This is a genomic window from Actinomadura sp. ATCC 39365 (assembly GCF_054392275.1).
In genome coordinates this window covers 10,221,933-10,244,799 of sequence record NZ_CP184335.1, presented here as the reverse complement: position 1 = coordinate 10,244,799, position 22,867 = coordinate 10,221,933, and the positions used below count along the sequence as shown (strand labels likewise).

The 22,867-nt window shown below is 71.0% G+C and carries 22 protein-coding genes and 1 pseudogene; 14 read left to right on the top strand and 9 right to left on the bottom strand.

Annotated features, from left to right (window positions below; genetic code table 11):
* The first annotated feature begins 71 nt into the window (after positions 1-71).
* Complete coding sequence (locus ACNF49_RS48890) at positions 72-1,013, top strand: sigma-70 family RNA polymerase sigma factor (protein ID WP_357971160.1); 942 nt, start codon at positions 72-74, stop codon at positions 1,011-1,013.
* 73 nt (positions 1,014-1,086) lie between these two features.
* Here the strand turns inward: ACNF49_RS48890 and ACNF49_RS48885 are convergent, their stop codons facing one another.
* Positions 1,087-1,653: a TetR/AcrR family transcriptional regulator gene (locus ACNF49_RS48885; RefSeq protein WP_357971161.1), complete on the bottom strand. Its 567-nt coding sequence runs from the start codon at positions 1,651-1,653 to the stop codon at positions 1,087-1,089.
* Between the two features lie 79 nt (positions 1,654-1,732).
* On the opposite strand from ACNF49_RS48885, the gene ACNF49_RS48880 reads away from it, so the two are divergent.
* Positions 1,733-2,536, top strand: a complete 804-nt coding sequence (locus ACNF49_RS48880) for an alpha/beta fold hydrolase (protein ID WP_482941964.1) — start codon at positions 1,733-1,735, stop codon at positions 2,534-2,536.
* Between the two features lie 10 nt (positions 2,537-2,546).
* Entirely contained in the window at positions 2,547-3,311 is a 765-nt protein-coding gene (locus tag ACNF49_RS48875) for an MOSC domain-containing protein (RefSeq protein ID WP_357971163.1), read from the top strand.
* Here the strand turns inward: ACNF49_RS48875 and ACNF49_RS48870 are convergent.
* Positions 3,295-4,215 carry an ABC transporter substrate-binding protein gene (locus ACNF49_RS48870; protein ID WP_482941963.1) on the bottom strand — a complete coding sequence of 307 codons (921 nt, stop codon included), beginning with the start codon at positions 4,213-4,215 and terminating at the stop codon, positions 3,295-3,297. The two genes, ACNF49_RS48875 and ACNF49_RS48870, sit on opposite strands and share 17 nt — an antisense overlap.
* A gap of 192 nt (positions 4,216-4,407) precedes the next feature.
* On the opposite strand from ACNF49_RS48870, the gene ACNF49_RS48865 reads away from it, so the two are divergent.
* From ACNF49_RS48865 to ACNF49_RS48835, 7 genes are all read left to right on the top strand, one after another.
* A complete protein-coding gene (locus ACNF49_RS48865; protein ID WP_482941962.1) occupies positions 4,408-5,724 on the top strand; it encodes an ammonium transporter in 1,317 nt (438 codons plus the stop codon).
* A complete protein-coding gene (locus tag ACNF49_RS48860; RefSeq protein WP_352321406.1) occupies positions 5,721-6,059 on the top strand; it encodes a P-II family nitrogen regulator in 339 nt (112 codons plus the stop codon). The genes ACNF49_RS48865 and ACNF49_RS48860 overlap by 4 nt, the downstream gene beginning before the upstream one ends.
* A complete protein-coding gene (locus ACNF49_RS48855; protein ID WP_482941961.1) occupies positions 6,056-8,281 on the top strand; it encodes a [protein-PII] uridylyltransferase in 2,226 nt (741 codons plus the stop codon). The genes ACNF49_RS48860 and ACNF49_RS48855 overlap by 4 nt, the downstream gene beginning before the upstream one ends.
* Positions 8,282-8,505: 224 nt before the next feature.
* Positions 8,506-11,343, top strand: coding sequence for a nitrate- and nitrite sensing domain-containing protein (locus tag ACNF49_RS48850; protein ID WP_482941960.1), 2,838 nt, complete (start codon positions 8,506-8,508; stop codon positions 11,341-11,343).
* Positions 11,344-11,364: 21 nt separating this feature from the next.
* Positions 11,365-11,787, top strand: a complete 423-nt coding sequence (locus ACNF49_RS48845; protein ID WP_357971168.1) for a roadblock/LC7 domain-containing protein — start codon at positions 11,365-11,367, stop codon at positions 11,785-11,787.
* Positions 11,788-11,813: 26 nt separating this feature from the next.
* Positions 11,814-12,176, top strand: a complete 363-nt coding sequence (locus tag ACNF49_RS48840) for a DUF742 domain-containing protein (protein ID WP_125631446.1) — start codon at positions 11,814-11,816, stop codon at positions 12,174-12,176.
* The gene (locus ACNF49_RS48835; protein ID WP_352321413.1) at positions 12,157-12,735 is read left to right on the top strand and encodes a GTP-binding protein; all 579 of its coding nucleotides are present in this window, start codon (positions 12,157-12,159) and stop codon (positions 12,733-12,735) included. The genes ACNF49_RS48840 and ACNF49_RS48835 overlap by 20 nt, the downstream gene beginning before the upstream one ends.
* Here the strand turns inward: ACNF49_RS48835 and ACNF49_RS48830 are convergent.
* Positions 12,732-13,133 carry a hemerythrin domain-containing protein gene (locus ACNF49_RS48830; protein ID WP_482941959.1) on the bottom strand — a complete coding sequence of 134 codons (402 nt, stop codon included), beginning with the start codon at positions 13,131-13,133 and terminating at the stop codon, positions 12,732-12,734. The two genes, ACNF49_RS48835 and ACNF49_RS48830, sit on opposite strands and share 4 nt — an antisense overlap.
* 74 nt (positions 13,134-13,207) lie before the next feature.
* On the opposite strand from ACNF49_RS48830, the gene ACNF49_RS48825 reads away from it, so the two are divergent.
* Positions 13,208-13,660, top strand: coding sequence for a MarR family winged helix-turn-helix transcriptional regulator (locus tag ACNF49_RS48825; protein WP_357971170.1), 453 nt, complete (start codon positions 13,208-13,210; stop codon positions 13,658-13,660).
* Here the strand turns inward: ACNF49_RS48825 and ACNF49_RS48820 are convergent.
* Entirely contained in the window at positions 13,649-14,416 is a 768-nt protein-coding gene (locus ACNF49_RS48820; RefSeq protein WP_357971171.1) for a TetR/AcrR family transcriptional regulator C-terminal domain-containing protein, read from the bottom strand. The genes ACNF49_RS48825 and ACNF49_RS48820 overlap by 12 nt on opposite strands.
* Before the next feature lie 80 nt (positions 14,417-14,496).
* Here ACNF49_RS48820 and ACNF49_RS48815 point away from each other — a divergent pair, with 80 nt between their 5' ends.
* The gene (locus tag ACNF49_RS48815) at positions 14,497-15,435 is read left to right on the top strand and encodes an ATP-binding cassette domain-containing protein (protein WP_482941958.1); all 939 of its coding nucleotides are present in this window, start codon (positions 14,497-14,499) and stop codon (positions 15,433-15,435) included.
* Positions 15,432-16,220, top strand: a complete 789-nt coding sequence (locus ACNF49_RS48810; RefSeq protein ID WP_357971173.1) for an ABC transporter permease — start codon at positions 15,432-15,434, stop codon at positions 16,218-16,220. Before ACNF49_RS48815 ends, ACNF49_RS48810 begins: the two co-directional genes overlap by 4 nt.
* Positions 16,221-16,227: 7 nt before the next feature.
* Here ACNF49_RS48810 and betA read toward each other — a convergent pair whose 3' ends face one another.
* The 4 genes and pseudogenes from betA to ACNF49_RS48790 form a co-directional block, all read right to left on the bottom strand.
* Positions 16,228-17,874, bottom strand: coding sequence for a choline dehydrogenase (gene betA / locus ACNF49_RS48805; protein WP_482941957.1), 1,647 nt, complete (start codon positions 17,872-17,874; stop codon positions 16,228-16,230).
* Positions 17,850-18,785, bottom strand: coding sequence for an ABC transporter substrate-binding protein (locus ACNF49_RS48800; RefSeq protein WP_357971175.1), 936 nt, complete (start codon positions 18,783-18,785; stop codon positions 17,850-17,852). Before ACNF49_RS48800 ends, betA begins: the two co-directional genes overlap by 25 nt.
* A gap of 71 nt (positions 18,786-18,856) precedes the next feature.
* Positions 18,857-19,837 (bottom strand): ABC transporter substrate-binding protein, encoded by a 981-nt coding sequence (locus ACNF49_RS48795; protein ID WP_482945689.1) that lies wholly within the window; start codon positions 19,835-19,837, stop codon positions 18,857-18,859.
* An 85-nt stretch (positions 19,838-19,922) separates the two neighbouring features.
* A pseudogene (locus ACNF49_RS48790) lies at positions 19,923-21,230 on the bottom strand (ABC transporter permease subunit); the annotation flags it as partial.
* On the opposite strand from ACNF49_RS48790, the gene ACNF49_RS48785 reads away from it, so the two are divergent.
* Positions 21,217-21,498 (top strand): hypothetical protein, encoded by a 282-nt coding sequence (locus tag ACNF49_RS48785; protein WP_482945733.1) that lies wholly within the window; start codon positions 21,217-21,219, stop codon positions 21,496-21,498. The pseudogene ACNF49_RS48790 and the gene ACNF49_RS48785 overlap by 14 nt on opposite strands.
* A 244-nt stretch (positions 21,499-21,742) precedes the next feature.
* Here ACNF49_RS48785 and ACNF49_RS48780 read toward each other — a convergent pair whose 3' ends face one another.
* Positions 21,743-22,723: a quaternary amine ABC transporter ATP-binding protein gene (locus tag ACNF49_RS48780; protein ID WP_482941956.1), complete on the bottom strand. Its 981-nt coding sequence runs from the start codon at positions 22,721-22,723 to the stop codon at positions 21,743-21,745.
* Between the last annotated feature and the right edge of the window lie 144 nt (positions 22,724-22,867).

Genomic DNA, 22,867 nt, shown 5'->3' with positions numbered 1-22,867 from the left:
TTAGGGAATCTTTGCTTCCGGCCGGACGTTGGCCGGATATAGGACGCAGCTGCGGAACGAGGTGCCAGGGGATGGCAAGGCCTACGGGGAGTCGCACGCAGGAGCAGCACGTCGCTGATCGCGACCTGCTGGGGACGTATCTGGCCGAGATCGGCCGGGTCCCGCTGCTCACGGCGGAGGAAGAGGTGGAGCTCGCCAAGCGGATCGAGGCGGGCCTGTTCGCCGAGCAGCTCCTTGACAGCGGAGGCTCCGAGCCGCGCATCGGGGACGCGGCCGACGAGGAGCTGGAGCGCCTGGCCGTCTCCGGCCAGCGCGCGAAGGACGAGTTCATCCAGGCCAACCTGCGCCTGGTGGTGGCGGTGGCCCGGAAGTACTCGGGCCGGGGGATGCCGCTCATCGACCTGGTCCAGGAGGGGAACCTGGGCCTGGTTCGAGCGGTCGAGAAGTTCGACTACCGCCGGGGGTACAAGTTCTCCACCTACGCGACATGGTGGATCAGGCAGTCGGTCGGACGGGCCATCCACGAGCAGGCCCGTCCGGTCCGGCTGCCGACGCACGCCGGCGAGCAGATGACCCGGCTGATGCGGGTGCGCCGCGACCTGCTGGCCGAGTTCGACGCCGAGCCGACCGACGGCGACCTCGCCGAGATCCTCGACCTGCCGATCGAGCGGGTGCGCGAGCTGCGCCGCTGGGCCTCCGACCCGGTCTCGCTGCAGCTCGGCGTGGGTGACGAGGACGAGACCGAGCTCGGTGACATGATCGCCGACGAGACGTGGGCCGATCCCGAGCAGCAGGCCATCGACATCCTCGAGCGCGAGCGGCTCGACCAGTGGCTCACCGGCCTGGAGGGCGACACCAGCGAGATGCTGCGCTGGCGCTACGGGCTGGTCGACGGGCGCGAGCACACGCTGACCGAGGTGGGGGAGCGCTACGGCATCGGCCGCGACCGCGCCCGCCGCATCGAGCGCGACGCCCTGGCCCGGCTGCGCCGCATGGCCAACGCCGCCGCCTGACCTTTCTCCACTTCTTCGGCCCCGCCGCCCGGCCTTCCGGGCGGCGGCGCCGTTTCCGGGCTCTGAGGGCCTTCTACGGCCTGAGGACGCGGCGCAGGAACTCCTCCACGGCGGCCTCGGCCGTCTCCGTGTCGCCGCCCCTGGCGACCAGCAGGGCGCTCTCGTTGACGGCGGCCAGCAGCATGTGGGCGTGCAGGTCGACGTAGTCGTCGGGGACCGCGCCGGTCGCCTGCAGGGCCGCCTTCAGCATGCCGAAGGAGTACCGCTCCTCCATCGCCCGCCAGCTCTCCCACCCCAGCACCGCGGGCGCGTCGATGAGCACGATGCGCCGGATCACCGGATCGCCCGCCAGTCTGACCCAGGCCAGCGCGCCCGCCAGCAGCGCCGCCGCCGGGTCGGCGATGCCGCGCACCGCCTTGGCGATCTTGACGCCGATGGCCGACTCCGTGGCCTCCAGCACCGCCTCGAACAGCGCGTCCTTGCCCGCGTAGTGGTGGTACAGGGCCCCGCGGCTCAGCCCTGACTCCTGGAGCACGGTCTCGATCGACGTGTCGTCGTAGCCCCGCTCGGCGAACAGCCGCGTGGCGATGGCCAGGACCTTGTCGCGGGTGGCCGCGCCGCGCTCCGCCTTGAGGTTCATGCCCTCACTCTAGACAAACCGACCAACGGTCGGTAATTTTCTAGACCGACAGTCGGTCTGTAATCGAGAGGGAGTCGGCATGGACGGCATCAACTACGTGGACGTGGGCCAGGGCCCGGTGACCCTGTTCGTGCACGGCGTGGGCACCAGCTCGTACCTGTGGCGCAACGTCATCGCCGAGCTGCGCGACGAGCGCCGCTGTGTGGCCCTGGACCTGCCCGCGCACGGCGGCAGCGAGCCGCGCGAAGACCTGTCCATCCCCGCGCTGGCCGAGGCCGTGGAGGAGCTGTGCGCCGGGCTCGGCCTGGCCGAGGTGGACCTCGTGGCCAACGACACCGGCGGCGCCGTCGCCCAGGTCTTCGCGGTACGCCACCCCGGACGGCTGCGCTCGCTCACCCTCACCAACTGCGACGTGCACACCAACACCCCGCCGGAGGCGTTCAAGGACACCGTGGAGCTGGCCGCGAGGGGCGAGCTGGCCGGGCTGGTGGCCGCCGTGCTGGACCACCCGGAGCTGCTGGCCGGGACCGCCCTGGGCGCCGGCTACGAGCACATCGACGACCCCGCCGAGCTGGTGGACGCCTACCTGCGCCCGATCCTGGCCAAGCCGGGCGGCGGCCGCGCCTTCGAACGCCTGCTGGCCTCGATCGACGCCGCGGACATGGTCGCCATCGAGCCGCAGCTCACCGTGCTCGCCGTGCCGACGCTGGTCGTGTGGGGCACCGGCGACGTGTTCTTCGACGTGAGCTGGGCCCGCTGGCTGCGCGACACGATCCCCGGCGTGCGGGAGGTCGTCGAGATCGAGGGCGGGCGGCTGTTCTTCCCCGACGAGCGGGCCGCCGAGCTGGTCCCCCACCTGCGCCGTTTCTGGGGCCGGCCCTAAGCTCTCGATCATGTATGTCGAGACGTTGCGCCGCTATCCGGTGAAGTCGATGCTGGGCGAGGAGATCGCCGAGAGCGAGGTGACCGAGCGCGGCCTGGCCGGCGACCGGGCCCGGGCGGTGCTCGACGTCGCCACGGGGAAGATCGCCAGCGCCAAGAACCCGCGGCTCTGGCGCGACCTGCTGACCCTCGAAGGCGCCGCCGTGCCGGGCGACGAGGAGCTGTCGAAGCTGCTCGGCCGCGAGGTGCGGCTGATCGACGTGCCGCCGGAGGGGGCCGAGCTGGAGCGGTCGGTGCCCGAGCGGGTGCTGGCCGAGGGCATCGAGGCGGAGGTGCCGTACACGGTGGGCACGCTCGGCGGGGCCTCGCCGGAGGGCACCTTCTTCGACTTCGCGCCCCTGCACCTGATCTCCACCTCGACGATCGACCGCATCGGCGAGCTCAGCCCGCGCGGGCACGTCGAAGCCCTCCGCTACCGGCCCAACCTGATCATCAGGACGGAGGCGGCGGGCTTCGCCGAGAACGACTGGGTGGGGCGCGAGCTGCACGTCGGGGACGAGGTCGTGCTCCAGGTCATCGTGGCCAGCCCGCGCTGCGCGGTGCCGACGCTCGCCCACGGCACGCTCGGCCGCGACACCGAGGCGCTGCGCGTGGTGGCCCGGCACAACAGGGTCCAGGTGCTGGAGGCCGGGCTCCAGGCGTGCGCGGGCGTCTACGCGCGGGTGTTGCGCCCCGGCCGGATCGCCCAGGGCGACCGGGTCAGGCCAGCGGGCTGAGGTGCTTCTCCAGGTCGTCGAGGATCTTGCCGGCGGCGGTGACGCCGATGCCGGTCATCCAGATCTCGTCGTCGACGTCGTGGGCGTGGCCGGCCTTCACCGCGGCCAGGTTCTTCCACAGCGGGCCGCCGGTCACCGTGGCCTGCGACTTGGCGGCGGCCTCGCCGTAGGCGCTGTAGAAGACGGCGTCGCCGTCGGCCTTGGCGATGTTCTCCTGGCTCAGCTTGCCGAAGCGCTTGTCGTCCTGGTCGGCCAGGCGCTGGGCCTCGGGCCGCTGGACGCCGGCGTCGGCGACCACGATGCCGCTGAACGACTCGGGGCCGTACATGCGGATCTCGGTGGGCATGAAGCGCACGATGCTCACCGAGAGCTTCGAGAACTTCCCGCCCAGCGCCTCGGCCCGCTGCTCGTACGCCGACAGCAGCCCGGACGCCTGCTCCTTCTTGCCCAGGGCCTCGGCGTCCAGCAGGAAGTTCTCCTTCCAGGTGATGCCCACCTTCTCGGTGAACACGGTCGGCGCGATCTTGCTGAGCTTGTCGTAGAAGGCGGCCTGGCGGAACTTCGAGCCGAGGATGAGGTCCGGCTTGAGCGCCATGATCGCCTCGATGTTGGGCTGCTGGAGCGTGCCGACCGGCTTGGTGGCCGACAGCGCCGGGCCGAGGTACTCCGGCCAGGTCTGGTTCTCGCCCGCCTGGGCCGCGCCGACGGGGGCCATGCCGAGGGAGACCATCGTGTCCAGCTTGTCGGTGTCGAGCACCACGACCCGCTTGGGGGTCATCGGCACCTTGGTCTCGCCCATGGCGTGCTTGACGGTCCGGGTGGGGCCGGCGTCCTCCGTGCCGGTCGAGGTGCCGCAGGCGGCCAGGGCGAGGACGGGGAGCAGGGCCAGAAGCCGGAGACGCATGAGGGATTCCTTGATCTATTAGGTTAGGCAACCCTAAGTATCTCATGGCCGGATCGGCGCGTGTGAAGGGGCCGAAACCTACCCGAAACACCGTGCCGGCGAGATTCACCGGCGCGAAACACTGCAGGTCGAGCCACGAAACCCCGGCCGAACACGCTGTGGCAACACGTCACACGTAAGGAGGGTCGCGTCGTGAAGATCGATAGCGGCACCACAGCCTGGATGCTCGCGGCCACCGCGCTGGTGTTGCTGATGACTCCGGGTCTCGCGTTCTTCTACGGGGGCATGACCAGGGCCAAGAGCGTCCTGAACATGATGATGATGTCCTTCGGCGCCATCATCACGGTCACCGTGGCCTGGGTGCTGTTCGGGCACTCGCTCGCCTTCACCGACAACGGCAGCTCGCTGCTGAACAACGTCGTCGGCGGCTTCGACGCCCTGGGCCTGCAGAGCCTGGTGGAGACGGCCACCAAGGACGACGGCACCGGCATGCCGAGCCTGGTCTTCTCGGCCTTCCAGCTGACGTTCGCCATCATCACCGTCGCCCTGATCAGCGGCGCGATCGCCGACCGGGCGAAGTTCGGCGCGTGGATCCTGTTCAGCGTGGTCTGGGCCACCGTCGTCTACTTCCCGGTCGCCCACTGGGTGTGGGGCACCGGCTGGCTCAACACCATGGGCATCGAGGACTTCGCCGGCGGCACCGTCGTCCACATCAACGCCGGCGCCGCGGCGCTGGCCCCGGCCCTCGTGCTCGGCAAGCGCCAGGGCTGGCGCAAGGAGCCGATGCGGCCGCACAACCTCACGCTGGTCCTGCTCGGCGCGGGCCTGCTGTGGTTCGGCTGGTTCGGCTTCAACGCCGGCTCGGAGCTGGCCGTGGACGGCACCGCCGGTCTGGCGTTCATGAACACCCAGATCGCCACGGCGGTCGCCGCGGGGGCCTGGCTCGTCGTGGAGAAGATGCGCGACGGCCACGCCACCAGCCTCGGCGTCGCCTCCGGCGCGGTCGCCGGCCTGGTCGCCATCACGCCGGCCTGCGGCTTCGTGGACCCGTGGGCCGCGATGGTCATCGGCCTGGCCGCCGGGGCCGTCTGCGCCTACGCCGTGGGCCTGAAGTACCGGCTGGGCTTCGACGACTCGCTCGACGTGGTCGGCGTGCACCTGGTCGGCGGCGTCATCGGCGCCGTCTCGCTCGGCTTCCTGGCCGCCTATCCCTTCCTCGACCAGCAGAGCAAGGGCCTGTTCTACGGCGGCGGCCTCGGTCAGCTCGGGCTGCAGGTGCTCGGCCCGGTCGCCGTCGGCGGCTACTCGTTCGCCGCCACCTGGATCGTCGGCAAGCTCATCGACAGGACCATGGGCTTCCGCATCTCCGCCGAGGACGAGCTCACCGGCATCGACGTCACCACGCACGCCGAGACCGGGTACGACCTCGGCACGGTCTACGCCTCCGGCGTGACCACCCCGAACGGTCCGCTCACCCCGGCTCCGGCTCCCAAGAAGGTGGAGGCATGAGGCTCATCACCGCGATCATCAAGCCGTTCAAGCTCGACGACGTCAAGGCGGCGCTGGAGCAGTTCGGCATCAAGGGCATGACGGTCAGCGAGGCGAGCGGCTACGGCCGCCAGCGCGGCCACACCGAGGTCTACCGCGGCGCCGAGTACCAGGTGGACCTGGTGCCGAAGGTGCGCCTGGAGGTGCTGACCGAGGAGGACGACGCCGAGGACGTCATCGACGTCATCGTCAAGGCGGCGCACACCGGCAAGATCGGCGACGGCAAGGTCTGGTCCGTGCCCGTCGACACGGCCGTGCGCGTACGCACCGGAGAGCGAGGGCCGGAGGCCCTGTGAGAGGAGAGGCGCGCTCGTACGCCGCGGCCCGCAAGGAGCGGACCGCGGACACCGACCGCTGGCTCAAGGACCTCTTCAGGACGGCGAGCGACGGCGACCAGGTCTCCCTGGTCGCCGTCGGCAGCCTCGGCCGCGGCGAGCCGGCCCCCGGCAGCGACCTGGACCTGGTCCTGCTGCACGACGGGCGGGCCGACGTGGCGCGGATCGCCGAGCGCATCTGGTACCCCATCTGGGACTCCAGCGTCGGCCTCGACCACTCCGTGCGGACCGTGACGGAGGCCGTGGCCGTGGCCAGGCAGGACCTCAAGGCCGTGCTCGGCCTCATCCAGGCCAGGCACGTCGCCGGCGACCCCGAGCTGACCAGGAGGGCCAGGGAGGCGGTGCTGGCCGAGTGGCGGGCCGACTCGCGGCGCAGGCTGGGCGAGCTGCGCGCGTCGGCCGACCAGCGGGCGCAGGTCAGCGGCGAGCTGGCCTTCCTCCTCGAACCCGACCTCAAGGACGGCCGCGGCGGGCTGCGCGACGTCCAGGCGATGCAGGCCGTGGCGGCGGCGTGGGTAGCCTCGGCGCCGGGACCGCGGGCGCGCGAGGCCCACGAGTTCATCCTCGACGTGCGGCACGCGCTGCACGTCGTCACCGCGCGCGGCGCCGACCGGCTGGTGCTCCAGGAGCAGGACGCGGTGGCCGGGCTGCTCGGCCTGCTGGACGCCGAGGCCCTCATGCGCCGGCTCGCCGAGGCGGGCCGGACCGTCTCCCACGCCTTCGACGCCACCTGGCGCACCGTTGACAGGCTGCTGTCAGGGCCGGTCCCGCGAGGGCGCCGCCCGCTGGCCGACGGCGTGGTCGAGCACGGCGGCGAGGTGGTCCTGGCCAGGGGCGCCGACCCGCGCAAGGACCCCGTCCTGGTGCTGCGGGCCGCCGCCGCGGCGGCCGACTCGGGGCTGCCGCTGGCGCCCGCCACGGTTTCCGTCCTGGCTGCTCAGTCGGCTTCGATGCCGGTGCCGTGGCCCGAGGAGGCGCGCGACGCGCTGGTGTCGATCCTCGGCGCGGGACGGGCCGCCGTGCCGGTGTGGGAGGAGCTCGACCAGGCGGGCGTCATTGTCAAGCTGCTTCCTGACTGGGAACGCGTACGGCACCGTCCGCAGCGCAACCCCATCCACCGCTTCACCGTCGACCGGCACCTGATCGAGGCCGCCGCGAACGCCGCCGGCCACGCCCGCGAGGTCTCCCGTCCCGACCTGCTGCTGATCGGCGCGCTCCTGCACGACATCGGCAAGGGCTGGCCGGGCGACCACTCGGCGACGGGTGAGGTCGTGGTCCGCGACATCGCCCGGCGCATGGGGCTGCCCGCCCATGACGTCGAGACGCTGGCCACCGTCGTACGCCACCACCTGCTGCTGCCCGAGACCGCCACCCGCAGGGACCTCGACGACCCGGTCACGATCGAGAAGGTCGCCGCCACGGTCGGCTCCCGCGAGGTGCTCGACCTGCTGGCCGCGCTGGCCGTCGCCGACGGCAACGCGACCGGGCCGGCCGCCTGGAACGCCTGGAAGGCCGGGCTGGTCGCCGACCTCGTCCGCCGCGTCAGGTCCGTGTTGTCGGGCTCGCCGCCGCCCAGGGCGCCCTCGATCCCGCCCGAGCAGGCGGCGCTGGCCCGGCACGGCGGCGGCGCGGTCCGCGTCAACGGCGGGGCGGTCACCGTCGTCGCGCCCGACCGGGCCGGGCTGTTGTGGAGCGCCGCCGGGGTGCTGGCCGCCCACCGGATGGTCGTGCGCTCGGCGTCGGCCGCCTCGGCGGGCGGCACGGCGGTCATCGAGTTCGCCGTCGTGCCCGAGTACGGCTCGCCGCCCGACCCCGCCACCCTGGAGGCCGACCTCCGTCTCGTCCTTGCCGGCCGTCTTGACATCGAGCAGCGGCTGGCCCGCCGGAGCCGGTCCGTGCGGCCGCCGCGGGTACCTGTGGCTCCACCTCGGGTGACACTGGTCGACGACGCCTCCGCGACGGCCACCGTGGTGGAAGTCAGGGCCCATGACAGGCCGGGGCTCCTGTGGCGCATCGGACGGGCGTTCGGTGAGTGCGGTCTTGACGTGAGGGCCGCCCGCGTGGAGACTCTCGGCGCGGAGGCGGTGGACGTCTTCTATGTCGTGGACCGCGCCGGTCGCCCCCTCAGCGACAGCGCGCAGCGAGTTCAAGTCCGCGATCAGGTGCTGGCCGCACTGCGATAACCAACAGTGAACAACTGTCGGTCACATATGTAACGATTGTGTCCGAAATGCCTGTTAAGTCGGATGCTGCGGATACCTTGTGGACGGCTTGAACACCCGTCGTTGAACGGGACGATTGAGGGGTAGCGAAAGCAGTGATCACGGGGAACTCCGACAGCGGCCATGCCGCGAGGCGGGACCGCGGGAAGCGGTCGCTGCCTCGCATCGGCCTGCGGAACTGGCGCGTGAGATGGCGTCTGACGGCGCTCATCCTCGTGCCCACCATCGCCGGCGTCGTGCTCGGGGGAGCACGTGTGGTCGGCTCGGTCCAGAGCATCGGCGACTACGACCGCACGGCCACCGCGGCCGAGCAGGCCGGCCGGATCCGGGACCTGGTCCAGGCACTCGGTCTGGAGCGTGACACGGGGGGCTGGATCGGCGCCTATCCCAAGTTGCGCAAGTCCAAGGCCGGCGAGCTCGGCGAGTACAAGGCCGCGGTCGACAAGCTGGTCACCAGCGTCCGCGCGGACCTCGACACCATGGACGAGTCCTACGGCGAACGCGTCGTCAAGGCCGCCGGCCAGGCCAAGTACGACCTCAACCGGCTGGCCAAGATCCGCGCCGAGGGCCAGGCCGACACCATCCGGTACGACTTCCTGACCGACACCCTGCTCAAGCTGCACGACGAGCTCTCGCTGCTGTCGGACGACTCCCAGATCATCGGCCACTTCCGCGCCCTGAGCGCGCTCGCGCAGGCCAAGGAGGAGATGTCCCGCCAGCGCGTGCAGCTGCTGAAGAACTCCTACAACGTCGAGCGCGTCGACGCCAAGGAGGTCGAGCGGTTCATCGCCTCCAACGCCCGTGAGCAGAGCGACATCACCACCGTGGGCGCCGAGGCCGGCGTCGAGATCGGCCTGCAGCTGTCCAAGCTGCTGACCGGCAAGAACGAGTACGTCAACGTCCAGCTCACCAAGGCCCGCGCGGTCACCCTGGCCAGCGGCCGGGCGCCGGGCGTGCGGATCGCCGACAACCTGATCTCCTCCCGGTCCAACGCCCGCGAGCAGTGGTTCAACGACAACAAGGTCGCGATCGGCGTCCTGCACGAGATCGAGAAGGACCTCGCCGACAAGGTGAACCTGCGCAGCCAGGAGCTGCGCGAGTCCGAGATCCGCAACGCCATCATCGCCGGCGTGCTGATCCTGGCGCTGCTGCTGATCGTGCTGCTGCTCACCGTGGCCATCGCCCGTTCGATGGTCGGCCCGCTGCGCCGGCTGCGCACGGAGGCCCTGGAGATCGCCGGCTTCCGGCTCCCCGACGTGGTCCGCCAGCTCCGCGTCTCGGGCGAGGCCAGCACCGAGGTGCGCCCGATCGAGGTCGAGGGCCAGGACGAGATCGGCGAGGTCGCGCGGGCCTTCGACCAGGTCCACCGCCAGGCCGTGCGCCTGGCCGGTGAGGAGGCCGAGCTCCGCAGCAACATCAGCTCGATGTTCGTCAACCTCTCGCGCCGCACCCAGACGCTGGTCGAGCGGCAGATCTCGCTGATCGACGGCCTGGAGAAGGGCGAGCAGGACGGCGGCCGGCTGGCCGACCTGTTCAAGCTCGACCACCTGGCCACCCGCATGCGCCGCAACTCCGAGAACCTGCTGGTCCTCGCCGGCCACGAGGCCACCCGCCGGCGCAGCCAACCGGCCAAGCTGGTCGACGTCGTGCGCGCCGCGCTGTCGGAGGTCGAGGGTTACGAGCGCGTCCAGGTCAAGGTCCACCGGGCCACGTCCGTGCAGGGCAGCGCCGCCAACGACCTCGTCCACCTGGTGGCCGAGCTGGTCGAGAACGCCATCCAGTTCTCCCCGAGCAACTCCCAGGTCCTGGTCTCCAGCAGCCTCATCGAGGGCGGCGGCGCGCTGCTGTCGGTGAGCGACTCCGGCATCAGCATGACCGAGGAGGAGCTGGCCGAGGCCAACCGCCGCCTGGCCGAGCCGCCGGTCGTGGACGTGTCGGTCTCCCGCCGCATGGGCCTGTTCGTGGTCGGCCGGCTGGCGCTGCGCCACGGCATCCGGGTGCAGCTGCGCAAGGGCGAGGGCGCCGGCCTGATCGCCATGGTGCTGCTGCCGCCCACGCTGATCGCCGACAACATGCAGCAGCCGCTGCCGCAACGCCCGGCGTTCGGCGGCGGCACCGTGCCGCCGCCCACGCCGAACGGCTCGTTCCGGTCGTTCGGCAGCTTCGACTCGGTCGAGGCGAACGGGGCCAGGCCGGCTCCGGGCGACCCGGCCAGGTTCGGCACCGGACCCTCGGCGCCCTCTGCGCCCTCGGGTGCCTTCGACAGCGCCCCCGCCGGGCCGCCGTCCTTCGACAACCCGCCACCGCCACCGCCACCGCCGGCGCCCAGGCACGGGCTCGGGGCGTTCAACTCCGACCCGGGCCGTCCGGTCAACGGTTTCACGGCCGACACCGACGGCGGTTCCTACCGGCGGCAGCCGTCCTCGTTCGACTCCGGGGCCTACCCGTCGCTGTCGTCGGGCACCGGCTCGTTCCCGTCGTACCCGGCGAGCGGCGGGACGTTCCCGACGCCGCCGCCGTACGCGACGAACTACGGGACGAACGACGTACGCCGTCCCGATCCGGCGCCCTCGGTGGACGTCTCGCCGATGGAGCCGGAGCAGGAGGAGTTTCTGCCGATCTTCGCGTCGGTGGAGTCCGCGTGGTTCCGCAGGCCGCCGGGGGAGTCGGCGCCCGAGGCGCCCTCGTCCGGTGAGAACGGCGGTGAGGCGAGGCCCGCGCAAGCCGTACCCTCTGGGGAGGAAGCGTGGCAGACGGCCGCGGACGCCGGTTGGCGTGCGGCGGCCAAAGCCAGCGAGCCCAGCCTCGGCGGCGTGACCGCCGCGGGGCTTCCCAAGCGCACCCCCAAGGCCAATCTGGTCCCCGGCACGGCCAGCCAGCCCGCTCAGCAGCAGGCTCAGCAGTCGCCGCCGCCGGCGCCACCGGTCTCAGCAGACCGGATGCGCAGCCGCATGGCCAGCTACCAGAAGGGTGTGCAACGGGGCCGCCAGGAAGTACGTGGACAGGAGGAACAGAGTGAGTAAGCGTCCCGCTGGGGAGGATGCGTGACAACGCTGAGCCATGAGGCCAACCGCTTCGACTGGCTGATCACCGACTTCGTGCGCAACACTCCGGGGGTCGCGCACGCCGTGGTCGTCTCGGCGGACGGCCTGTGCCTGGCCGCCTCCGAGGGTTTCCCGCCGGACCGGGCCGACCAGCTCGCGGCGGTCTCCGCCGGTCTTCTGAGCCTGACGGTGGGCGCGTCCAGGGTGTTCGAGGGCGGCGCGGTGTCGCAGACCGTCGTCGAGATGCAGCGCGGGCTGCTCCTGGTCATGGCGATCAGCGACGGCTCCGTGCTCACGGTGCTGGCGGGTCCTGATTGTGACATGGGGCTGGTGGCGTACCAGATGACGCTGCTGGTAGACAGAGCGGGACAGGCGCTCACGCCGGCCCTGCGCGCGGAGCTCCAGGCCGCCAGGACCCGGTGATGTGATGGAACTGATGGGAGAGGGCCGTGTACGGCAGTGACGGGACCGGGGACGACGAGCCCCTGTTCCGTCCTTACGCGGTGACCGGCGGCCGTTCCGAGCCGCGGTATCACCTCGCGATGGAGACGCTGATCTCGTCGATGTCGATCCCGGACGACGAGATGGCCATGCTCACCCCCGAGCAGGAGGCCATCATGCAGCTCTGCAGGACGTTCCGGTCGGTCGCCGAGATCTCGGCCCTGCTCCGCGTCCCGCTGGGCGTGGCGAGGGTGCTTGTGGCGGACATGTCAGACGAAGGTCTCGTCCGCCTGCACCAGCCGCGCCTCAGCCAGGGACAGCCAGACCTCAACATGCTCGAAAGGGTGCTCAGTGGACTTCGCAGGCTCTAGCCCCGGGCTCACTTCGACGAAGATCGTCGTCGCTGGTGGGTTCGGCGTCGGCAAGACGACGTTCGTGGGGGCGGTGTCCGAGATCCTCCCGCTCACCACGGAAGCGGTGATGACCGACGCGTCCGCGGGCATCGACGACCTCGGGTTGACGCCGAACAAGCAGACCACGACCGTCGCCATGGACTTCGGCCGGCTCTCGCTCGACCGCGACCTGATCCTGTACCTGTTCGGCACGCCCGGACAGCACCGGTTCTGGTTCATGTGGGACGACCTGGTCCGCGGCGCCATCGGCGCGGTCGTGCTGCTCGACACCCGCCGCCTGGCCGACAGCTTCCCCGCGATCGACTACTTCGAAGAGGCCAAGCTGCCGTTCGTGGTGGGCATCAACGGCTGGGACGGGCAGTTCCCGCACACCGACGACGAGGTGCGCGAGGCGCTCGCGCTGGGCTCGCACGTGCCGATCGTGCGCACCGACGCGCGCAACCGCGAGTCGGTCAAGACGACGCTGATCTCGCTGGTCGAGCACGTCGTACGGCTGCGCGCGGCCCCCGTCCGCTAGCCGCCGACCGCCCACGGGACGCTCTCCAGCGAGTTGAGCACGGGCACCAGCGCCCGCTCCTCATAGTCGAAGTGGCTCTCCAGCTCGGCGGCGACGCGTTCGATCGCCGCCGGGTCGCTCGCCGCGCGCAGCTCCTCGACCAGCGCCGCGATCACCTCGTGCTCGCGGCGCAGCCGGTCGAGCGCCTCCTTCAGCTCCGGGCGCGTGCCCTCCAGGTACGGGAACGCCACCCGGTCCTCGCCGGAGTGGTGGAAGCTCAGCGCGTCGCAGAAGGTCAGGCAGTGTGCCCGCAGGTCGTCGGTGACCGCCCCGCCGGCGCGCAGTGCCGCCAGCTCGCCCCTGAACCAGTCGTGCACCTTGACCAGCTCGTCCCCGAAGGCCCGCACCCGCTCGTCCATGTCACTATCCTTTGCCCAGACGACGACAAATTAGCTTTGCGAACAAAGCTAATTTAGACAGCAAGGTATTGGCGATGTCAACCGACGGCTTGAGTGTGGACGAAGGCATCAGGACGCTGCTGCTCCTGATGCCGCGCATGGTGGGCCGGGCCAAGCGGCTCAAGGTGCCCGAGGCGCTGCAGTCGTTGTCGCTGGCTCCCCGGCACCTGTCGTTGCTGGCCTACCTGCTGTTCGACGGCCCGACGACGGTCAACGAGCTGGCCGGGCGCCTGGAGGTGGCGCCGGCCACGGTGAGCCTGATGGTGGGCGAGCTGAGCAGGAAGGGCGTGCTGGAACGCCGCGAGGACGACGCCGACCGGCGCCGCACGATCGTCAGCATCGCCCCGGCCCACCAGGAGGCGATCACCGAATGGCTCGGCTACGGCGCCACGGCCTGGCGGGCCGCGCTCGCTCCGCTGACGCCGCAGGAGCGGCAGACGTTCGTGCGCACCCTGCTGGCCTACGAGCAGGCGCTGTCAGCCCGCTGACCGGCTGTTGACCAGCACCTCGACGCCGTCGAGCACGCGCTGGAGGCCGAACTCGAAGGCGTGCTCCGGGCTGTAGGCGGCCTGCAGCGCCTCCCCGGCGGCCTGGCCGACGCGCGAGGCCGTGGGGAACATGGCGGGGTCGGAGATCCGGCTGAGGAAGGGCGCGTGCGCGGCCCACCACTGCATATCCGTCATGCCGGTCAGGCTCTCGGCCTGGGCCGCCTCCACCGCGCCCCTGGCGGTGCCGTGCACGAAGCCGGTGACCAGCGTGATCACCGAGTCCATCTCCAGGTCGGTCAGGCCGATGCCGTCGACGGCGCGCAGCTCGTAGTCGTACTTGGCGGTGACGTTGGGGCCGAGGACCGGGCGGCTCGACGCCACCTGGAGCAGCCATGGGTGGCGCAGGTAGAGGGCGAAGTTCTCGCGGGCGATCAGCTCCAGCCGGGCCCGCCAGCCGCCCGGCACGTCCTCGGGGCGGGCGGTCTCGCCGTAGACGGTGTCGAGCATGACGTCGAGCAGCTCGGGTTTGCCCGGCACGTACGTGTAGAGCGACATCGTGCCCACGCCCAGCTTCTCCGCCACCCGGCGCATGGACAGCGCCGCCAGCCCCTCGGCGTCGGCCACGTCGATGGCGGCGCGGACGACGCGCTCGACGCTCAGCTCCGGCTTGCCCTTGCGGCTGGCCCGTTCGCTCGTCCGCCACAGCAGCGCGAGGCTGCGGGCCGGGTCGCCTTTACCCGGGTACTCAACTGTCACCCTCGTACGGTACACCGTACGGTTGCACGCGTCGATCGTATGTTGTACGGTACGCCGTACGATTCGACAGGGAGGTGGCCATGTCCGCAGTGCTCGCCCAGGGCCTGCGCAAGACGTACGGCTCCAAGACGGCGCTGGACGGCATCGATCTCGACGTGCCCGCGGGCACCGTCTACGGCCTGCTCGGGCCCAACGGCGCCGGGAAGACCACCGCCGTCCGCATCCTCACCACGCTCCTTCGCCCCTCGGCCGGCCGGGCGGAGGTGGCCGGGTTCGACGTGACGGCCGAGCCCCGCCGGGTCCGCGCCGCCATCGGCCTGGTCGGCCAGCAGACGGCCGTGGACGAGATCCTGACCGGCAGGCAGAACCTGGAGCTGTTCGGCCGCCTCTACCACCTGAGCGCGTCGGCCGCCCGCGCCCGGGCCGCCGAGCTGCTGGAGCGCTTCGGCCTGACCGGGCACGACGGCCCGGCCAAGGAGCTGTCCGGCGGCCTGCGCCGCCGGCTCGACCTGGCCGCGAGCATGATCCTGGCGCCGCCCGTGCTCTTCCTCGACGAGCCCACCACCGGTCTCGACCCGCGCAGCCGCGCCGGGATCTGGAACGCGGTGCGCGAGCTGGTCGCGGGCGGCACGACCGTGCTGCTGACCACCCAGTACCTGGAGGAGGCCGACCAGCTCGCCGACCGCGTCGCGGTGATCGACTCCGGCCGGCTGGTGGCCGAGGGCACGCCGGAGGAGCTGAAGTCCAAGCTCGGCGGCGACCGGCTCGACATGGTGATCAACGACCCGGCGCGGCTCGACGAGGCGGCAGCGATCCTCTCGGGGGCGTCGGCGGGCCCCGCCGAGATCGACCGGGACACCCGGCACGTCAGCGCCCCGGTGGCCGACCGCGTGAGCGCGCTCACCCGGGTCCTGCCCGCGCTGTCGGCGGCCGGCATCGAGGCCGCGGACGTCGCGCTGCGCCGTCCGACCCTCGACGAGGTCTTCCTGAACCTGACGACCGCGGGAGGCGATCGATGACCGCACTCAGATGGGCGCTGGCCGACGGCTGGACCGTCACCCGCCGCGACCTGATCCACTGGGCCAACCAGCCCATGACGGTGGTCTTCGGGGTGCTCTTCCCCGTGGTGATCACCCTGGCCTTCGGCTACCTGTTCGGCGGCGCGGTCGAGGTGCCCGCGGGGGCCGACTACTTCGCCTTCCTCATGCCCGGCATGTACGGCATGACGATGCTCTTCGGCCTGAGCTCCACCATGATCGCCGTGTCCTCGGACGTCTCCAAGGGCGTCACCGACCGTTTCCGGTCGATGCCCATGGCGCCCTCGGCCGTGCTGATCGGGCGGGCCGTGGCCGACCTGCTCAACTCGGTCCTGATCCTGGGCGGGCTGCTGCTGTGCGGCCTGGCGGTGGGCTGGCGGCCCGCGTCGGCCGGGGGCGCGCTGGGTGCGATCGGCCTGCTGCTGCTCCTGCGCTTCGCCCTGCTGTGGGCGGGCATGTACCTCGGCCTGCTCACCCGCGAGCCGGGCGCGGTGGTCGCGATCCAGACGCTGGAGTTCCCGATCGGGTTCCTGTCCAACGCCTTCGTCGCGCCCGGCACCATGCCCGGCTGGCTGGGCGCGATCTCGGAGTGGAACCCGCTCTCCTCCACGGTCGCCGCCGCCAGGCAGCTGTTCGGCAACCCGGGCTGGGGCGGCGACTCGTGGGTGGCCCAGCACGCCGTGCCGATGGCAGTGCTGTGGCCGGTGGCGATCACCGTCGTCTTCTTCGTGCTGTCCGTCCGCCTGTACCAGCGCCTGGACCGGTGAGACCGGCTCAGGCGTGGCGGTGGAAGGCCGTGGTGTCGGGGGCGAGGGGGGTGTTGCCGAGGATCAGGTCGGCGGACTTCTCGGCGAGCATCATGACCGGGGCGTAGATGTTGCCGTTGGTGACGTACGGCATGGCGGAGGCGTCCACGACGCGCAGGCCGTCCAGGCCGTGCACGCGCATGGACCCGGGGTCGACCACGGCCAGGTCGTCCACGCCCATCTTGCAGGTGCACGACGGGTGCAGGGCGGTCTCGCCGTCCTTGGCCACCCAGGCCAGGATCTCCTCGTCGGTCCGTACGTCCGGGCCGGGGGAGATCTCGCCGCCGTCCAGGCCGGCCCAGGCGGGCTGGGACAGGATGGCGCGGGCGTGCCTGACGGCCTCCACCCACTCGCGGCGGTCCTGCTCGGTCGAGAGGTAGTTGAAGCGCAGCGCGGGCTTGTCGCGCGGGTCGGCCGACCGGATCCGCACCGAGCCGCGGGCGTCGGAGTACATCGGGCCGATGTGCACCTGGTAGCCGTGGCCGCCGGCCGGGGCCGAGCCGTCGTAGCGCACGGCGATCGGCAGGAAGTGGAACATCAGGTTCGGGTACGCGACGTCGTCGTTCGAGCGGATGAACCCGCCCGCCTCGAAGTGGTTCGTGGCGCCGGGGCCGCGCCGCAGGAACAGCCAGTCGGCGCCGATGAACGGCCGCCGCCACATCGCCAGCGACGGCTGCTGCGAGACCGGTTGCGTGCAGGCGTGCTGGACGTAGACCTCCAGGTGGTCCTGGAGGTTCTCGCCGACGCCCGGCAGGTCGTGGACCACCTGGACACCCACGGACTCCAGGAGCGCCTTCGGCCCGACCCCGGAGAGCTGGAGGAGCTGCGGGGTGTTGATCGCCCCGCCGCACAGCACGACCTCGCGCGCCTCGATGCGCTCGCCGCCGCACTGGACGCCCACCGCCCGCGTCCCCTCGAAGAGCACCTTCTCCACGTGGGCCCGCGTCCTGACCGTGAGGTTGGGACGGCGGCGCACCGGATGCAGGTAGGCGCGGGCCGCGCTGAGCCGGCGGCCCCGGTGGACGTTGCGGTCGAAGGCGGCGAAGCCCTCCTGGCGGTAGCCGTTCACGTCGTCGGTGAGCGGATGGCCGGCCTGCTGGACGGCCTCGAAGAACGCCTCGAACAGCGGGCCGCGGGCCGGGCCGCGCTCCAGCTTCAGCGGGCCGTCGCCGCCCCGGAAGGGCGAGCCGGGGTCGGCCAGGCAGTTCTCCATGCGCCTGAAGTAGGGCAGGCAGTGGGCGTAGTCCCAGCTCTCCATGCCGGGATCGGCGGCCCAGCGCTCGTAGTCGAGCGGGTTGCCGCGCTGGAAGATCATCCCGTTGATGCTGCTGGAGCCGCCCAGGACCTTGCCGCGCGCGTGGTAGATGCGCCGGCCGTTCATGTGCGGCTCCGGCTCGGACTCGTACTTCCAGTCGTAGAACCGGCTGCCGATGGGGAACATCAGCGCGGCCGGCATGTGGATGAAGACGTCCCAGAGGTAGTCCGGCCGGCCCGCCTCCAGCACCAGCACGGACACCGACGGGTCGGCGCTCAGCCGGTTGGCCAGGGCGCAGCCGGCCGAGCCGCCGCCCACGATGACGAAGTCGAAGCTCAACGCGGGATCCAGTCCTTCCACACGATCTTGTTCTCCTCCACCCACTGCCGGGCGGCCTGCTCGGCGGACTTCTTCCCGTTGATCATCTCGGCGGCCACGGCGTTCTGGTGGTCGTTGGTCCAGGTGAAGTTGCGCACCAGCTCGTACGCCTTCCCGCCGCGCTCGGCGAACCGCCTGCTGACGATCTTGTCCAGCAGGTACGGCGGGTAGTCGCAGGCGACCTTGGCGGGCACGTCGTCGCACCCGACCGCGTACGGGGGCAGGTTGACCTTGACCAGTTTGACCTTGGTGAACAGCCATTGCGGCTCGTAGAAATACATGAGCAGGGGCGTGCGAGTGCGGGCCGCCGACTGGGCGGCCTTGATCAGCGCGTCCTCGCTGCCGGAGTAGACGACCTTGTAATCGAGGCCGAGGTTCTTGATGAGAACCTCGTCGTTGGTGACGAATGTCGGGTCCCCGTCGAGCACCTGACCCAAATTTCCGGTTTTGGAGGTCCGGAATAGGTGCGCGTACTTGTTCAGGTTCCGGTAGTCGGTTATGTCGGGATATTTCTTGGCCATCCACTCGGGGACGTACCAACCGATCACGCCTTTGTTACCGGTGAGGCCGGCCGACAGCGCCACCTTCTTCTGCTCGATGTACTCCTTCTTCAGGTCGTTGTGTCCCCAGTTCTCGACGATCACGTCGACCTTGCCGGATTCGAAATCGCGCCAGGAATCGCTCTCGTTGTTCTTGCGCGTGTTGACCTTGTAGCCCAGCTCGTGTTCGAGCAGGTAGGCCAGCACGGCGGCCTGGGCCTCGTACCCGACCCAGGCGTGCACGTCGATGTTGACCGTGCCCTTGGCCGCGACCCCGGTCTCGGGGGCGCCGCCGGAGCAGGACGTCAGGAGCAGGGCCGCGAGCAGCGGCCCGGCCAGCTTCTTGGTTCGCATGAGAGGTCTCCGCGACCGCGTCTTCGCCGGCCCAGCCGGCGGGCGGCCGGCGAAGACGCGGTCAAGAGGGGTCACTTGGGGAGCCAGGCCTGCCACTTGGCGGTGTTGGCCTCGACCCACTTCTTGGCGGCCTGCTCGCCGGTCAGGCCGTTGTTGGTCATGTCGTTGGCGACCGCGTTCTGGTCCTCGTTGGTCCAGCTGAAGTTCTTGACCAGCTCGTACGCCTTGCCGCCGGTGTCGGCGAACTTCTTGCTGACGATCTTGTCGAGATCGAGCTCGGCGTAGTCGCAGGCGACCTTCTTGGCGTCGGCGTCGCAGCCCTCGGTGTACGGGGGCAGGTTCACCCGGGTCAGCTCGACCTTGTCGAACAGCCAGTGGGGCGTCCAGAAGTAGAACAGCAGCGCCTTCTTCTGCGCCTGCGCCTGCTCGGCCGCCTTGAGCAGGGCCGCCTCGCTGCCGCCGGTCACCACCTTGAAGTTCAGCTTCAGGTTCTTGACCAGGGCCTCGTCGTTGGTGACGTAGCTCGGGTCGCCGTCGAGGAGCTGGCCCTTGCCGCCGGACTCCGACGTCTTGAACAGGTCGGCGTACTTGTTCAGGTTCTTGTAGTCGGTGATGTCCGGGTACTTGTCGGCCATCCACTTGGGCACGTACCAGCCGATGACGCCCTTGTTGCCGGTGGAGCCCGCCGCGAGCGCGACCTTCTTCTCGTCGATGAACTTCTTCTTCAGGTCCGGATGACCCCAGTTCTCGATGATGACGTCCACGTCGCCCGTCTCGAAGCCCTCCCAGGCGACCTGCTCCTTGATCTCGGGCAGTTGCACGTCGTACTTGAGCTCGTTCTTCAGCAGGTAGGCGACGACGTTCGCGCTGGCCTCGTAGCCGACCCACGGGTTGATCGCGATCTTGACGGTGCCCGTCGTCGCCGCGCCGGAGGCGGCGCCGGCCGACGGGGCGGCGGAGCTGGGGGAGGAGGTCTCCACCTTGGCGCCACCGCCGCAACCCACGGCGGTGAGGCCGACAACGAGCAGGCCTGCGAGCAGGCGAATCTTCATGTGCGCTTCCTCTTTCGGGGGAAGGGCGCCTGTCGGCGCCCTGCGTGATGCGGTCGAGCATGACTCCGAGCAGGACGGTCGCGATGCCCGCCACGAAGCCCATGCCGAAATCCGTGCGCTGGGAGAAGCCGACGACCACGTCGTAGCCGAGCGCGCCCGCCCCGACCAGGCCGCCGACGACGACCATGGCCAGCGTCATCACGATGCCCTGGTTGGCGGCGAGCAGGATGGCCCGCCGCGCCATCGGGAGCTGCACCTTCCACAGGAGCTGGCCCGGGGTCGAGCCGGCCGACGCGGCCGCCTCGACGACCGTGCCGGGCACCCCTCTGATGCCGTCCTCGACCAGGCGCACCACGGGCGGCACCGCGTAGATGACCGAGGCGAAGATCGCGGTGAACCGGGTCGTCTCGAACAGGGCCAGCGCCGGCAGCAGGTAGACGAACGCGGGCATGGTCTGGGCGGCGTCCAGCAGCGGGCGCTGGACGGCCGAGTAACGCGGCGAGCGGGCCGCGGCCACCCCCAGCACCAGGCCGACGACCAGGGTGACGAGCACCGCCACCGCGACCGTGGTCATCGTCTGCATGGCGTGCTCCCACACGCCGAGCAGCGCGATCGCCAGCAGGCAGCCGAGCGCGGTCAGCGCCGGGCGTACCCCGCTCACCCGCCAGGCCAGGGCCAGCACCGCGAGGGCGACCAGCCACCACGGGGCGGAGGTGAGCAGGCCCTCCAGCGGGTTGAGCAGGAAGGCCGAGGTCAGATCCTTGACGAACGTCGTGACCGGGTACCAGGTCGTCTCCGCCCAGCGGACGGCGTCGTTCACCGCGCCGGCGAAGGTGACCGTCAGGCCGTCGGGCCAGCCGGCCGGCAGCGCGAGCCCGGCCGCCACTCCCGCGCCCGCCAGCGCCGCCGCGACCACCAGGTCCGGCCGGCCGAGCGCCGCGTGTGCCTCGCGGCGGGCCACCGACATGAGCATGCGGTCGAGCACGACGGCCATGACCACGATGGCCAGGCCCGCCGGGAGCATGATGCCGACCTGGGCCCGCGACAGGCCGCGGATGATGTCGCCGCCGAGGCCGGGGGCCGAGATCAGGTTGGCGATCACGACCATGGACAGCGCCATCATGATGGTCTGGTTCACCGCCAGCGCCATCGTCGGGCGGGCCAGCGGCAGGTGCACCTTGAACAGCGTCTGACGGCGGGTCGCGCCGAGCGACGCCGACGCCTCGACCGCCGTGGCGGAGACCCCCTCGACGGCCAGCGCCGTGATCCGGATCGCGGGCGGGATCGAGTAGATCATCGTCGCGATCGCCCCGGCCGGGGCGCCGATGTGGAAGAACAGCACGAGCGGCGCCAGGTAGGCGAACGTCGGCATGATCTGCATGACGTCGAGCACCGGCGTCAGCACCCGGCGCACCCGTGCCGACAGCCCGGCCCAGACGCCGAGCGGCACGCCGACCGCCAGCGACAGCAGCACCGAGGCCGCGACCAGCGCCAGCGTGTCCACGCTCGACTGCCACAGGCCGAGCACCCCGAACGCGCCCACGCCCGCCGCCGCGAGCAGCGCGATGCGCCAGCCGCCCGCGAGCCAGGCCAGCGCGGCCAGGACGCCGATGAGACCGGGCCAGTTCAGCGCGGTGAGCACGGTCTGGGAGAAGGTGTAGACGCCGTCGACGAACAGCCGGACGTAGTTGAGGAAGTACAGGAAGAGCGGGCTCTCGTTGCGGTGGTCGTCGATCCATTCACGCAGCTCGGTGACCGCCAGGAACTGCGGCGCCTCCTTGTCGTGCGGCAACGTGCCGGTGCCGCGGAAGACCAGGTACGCCACGGCGAACAGGATTGCGACCCCGGCGGGACCGGCCCATCTGGGGATCTTGAGCCTGGTGGGGGCGCTGACCGCGGTGGTGCTCACGCGCCTGCCCTTACCGCGGCGTCCGCGCCGGCGAGGAAGGACAGCAGGTCCACGCGGTCCACGACGCCGGTCAGCTCGTCGCCGTCCATCACCCGGATCGGGCGGGAGGAGGCCGAGGCCGCGGCGATGGCGTCCTTGACCAGGGTGGTGGCGGGGAGCTGGGGGCCGTCCAGCGGCTCGCCGGGCTCGGGCGCGCGGCGGATCCAGCGCAGCGTCAGCACATGGCTGCGCGGCACGTCGCGGACGAAGTCGGCCACGTAGTCGTCGGCCGGCGCGCCCACCAGCTCCTCGGCCGTGCCGAGCTGCACGATCGAGCCGGCCCGCATGATGGCGATGCGCTCGCCCAGCTTGAGCGCCTCGGACAGGTCGTGGGTGATGAACACCATCGTCTTGCCGACCTCGCGGTGGAGCCGGATCACCTCGGTCTGCATGTCGCGCCGGATCAGCGGGTCGAGCGCGCTGAACGGCTCGTCGAACAGCATGACCTGGGGATCGACGGCCAGCGCGCGGGCCAGGCCGACGCGTTGCTGCATGCCGCCGGAGAGCTGGTCGGGGTAGGAGCCGGCGTACCCGTCGAGGCCGACGAGGGTGAGGATCTCGGCGGCCCGCGCGTGCCTTTCGGCCTTGGGGGTGCCCTGGATCTCCAGGCCGTAGGCGACGTTGTCGATGACCTTGCGGTGCGGCAGCAGGCCGAAGTGCTGGAAGACCATGCTGACCCGGTGGCGGCGCAGCTCGCGCAGCTTGGCGGGGGAGGCGCGGCCGACGTCCTCGCCGCCGATGCTGATGCGGCCGGCGGTGGGCTCGACGAGCCTGGTCAGGCAGCGTACGAGGGTGGACTTGCCGCTTCCCGACAGGCCCATGACGACGAAGACCTCGCCGGGGCGCACCTCGAAGCTCACGTCACGGACGGCGGCGGTGCAACCGGTCTTCTCTCGCAGAGCGGCGGGGTCGAGGTGTCTGTCCTCGCTGTCCAGCACCTTTTGCGCCCTGGATCCGAAGATCTTCCAAAGCCCTTCGACGCTGATAGCCGCGCTGTCGGGAGAATCCCGCACCCTCGCCTCCTCGATTGCCGGGGCTCAACATATGCGGTGAATAACGCAAATCTCAACGCTGTGACCTGG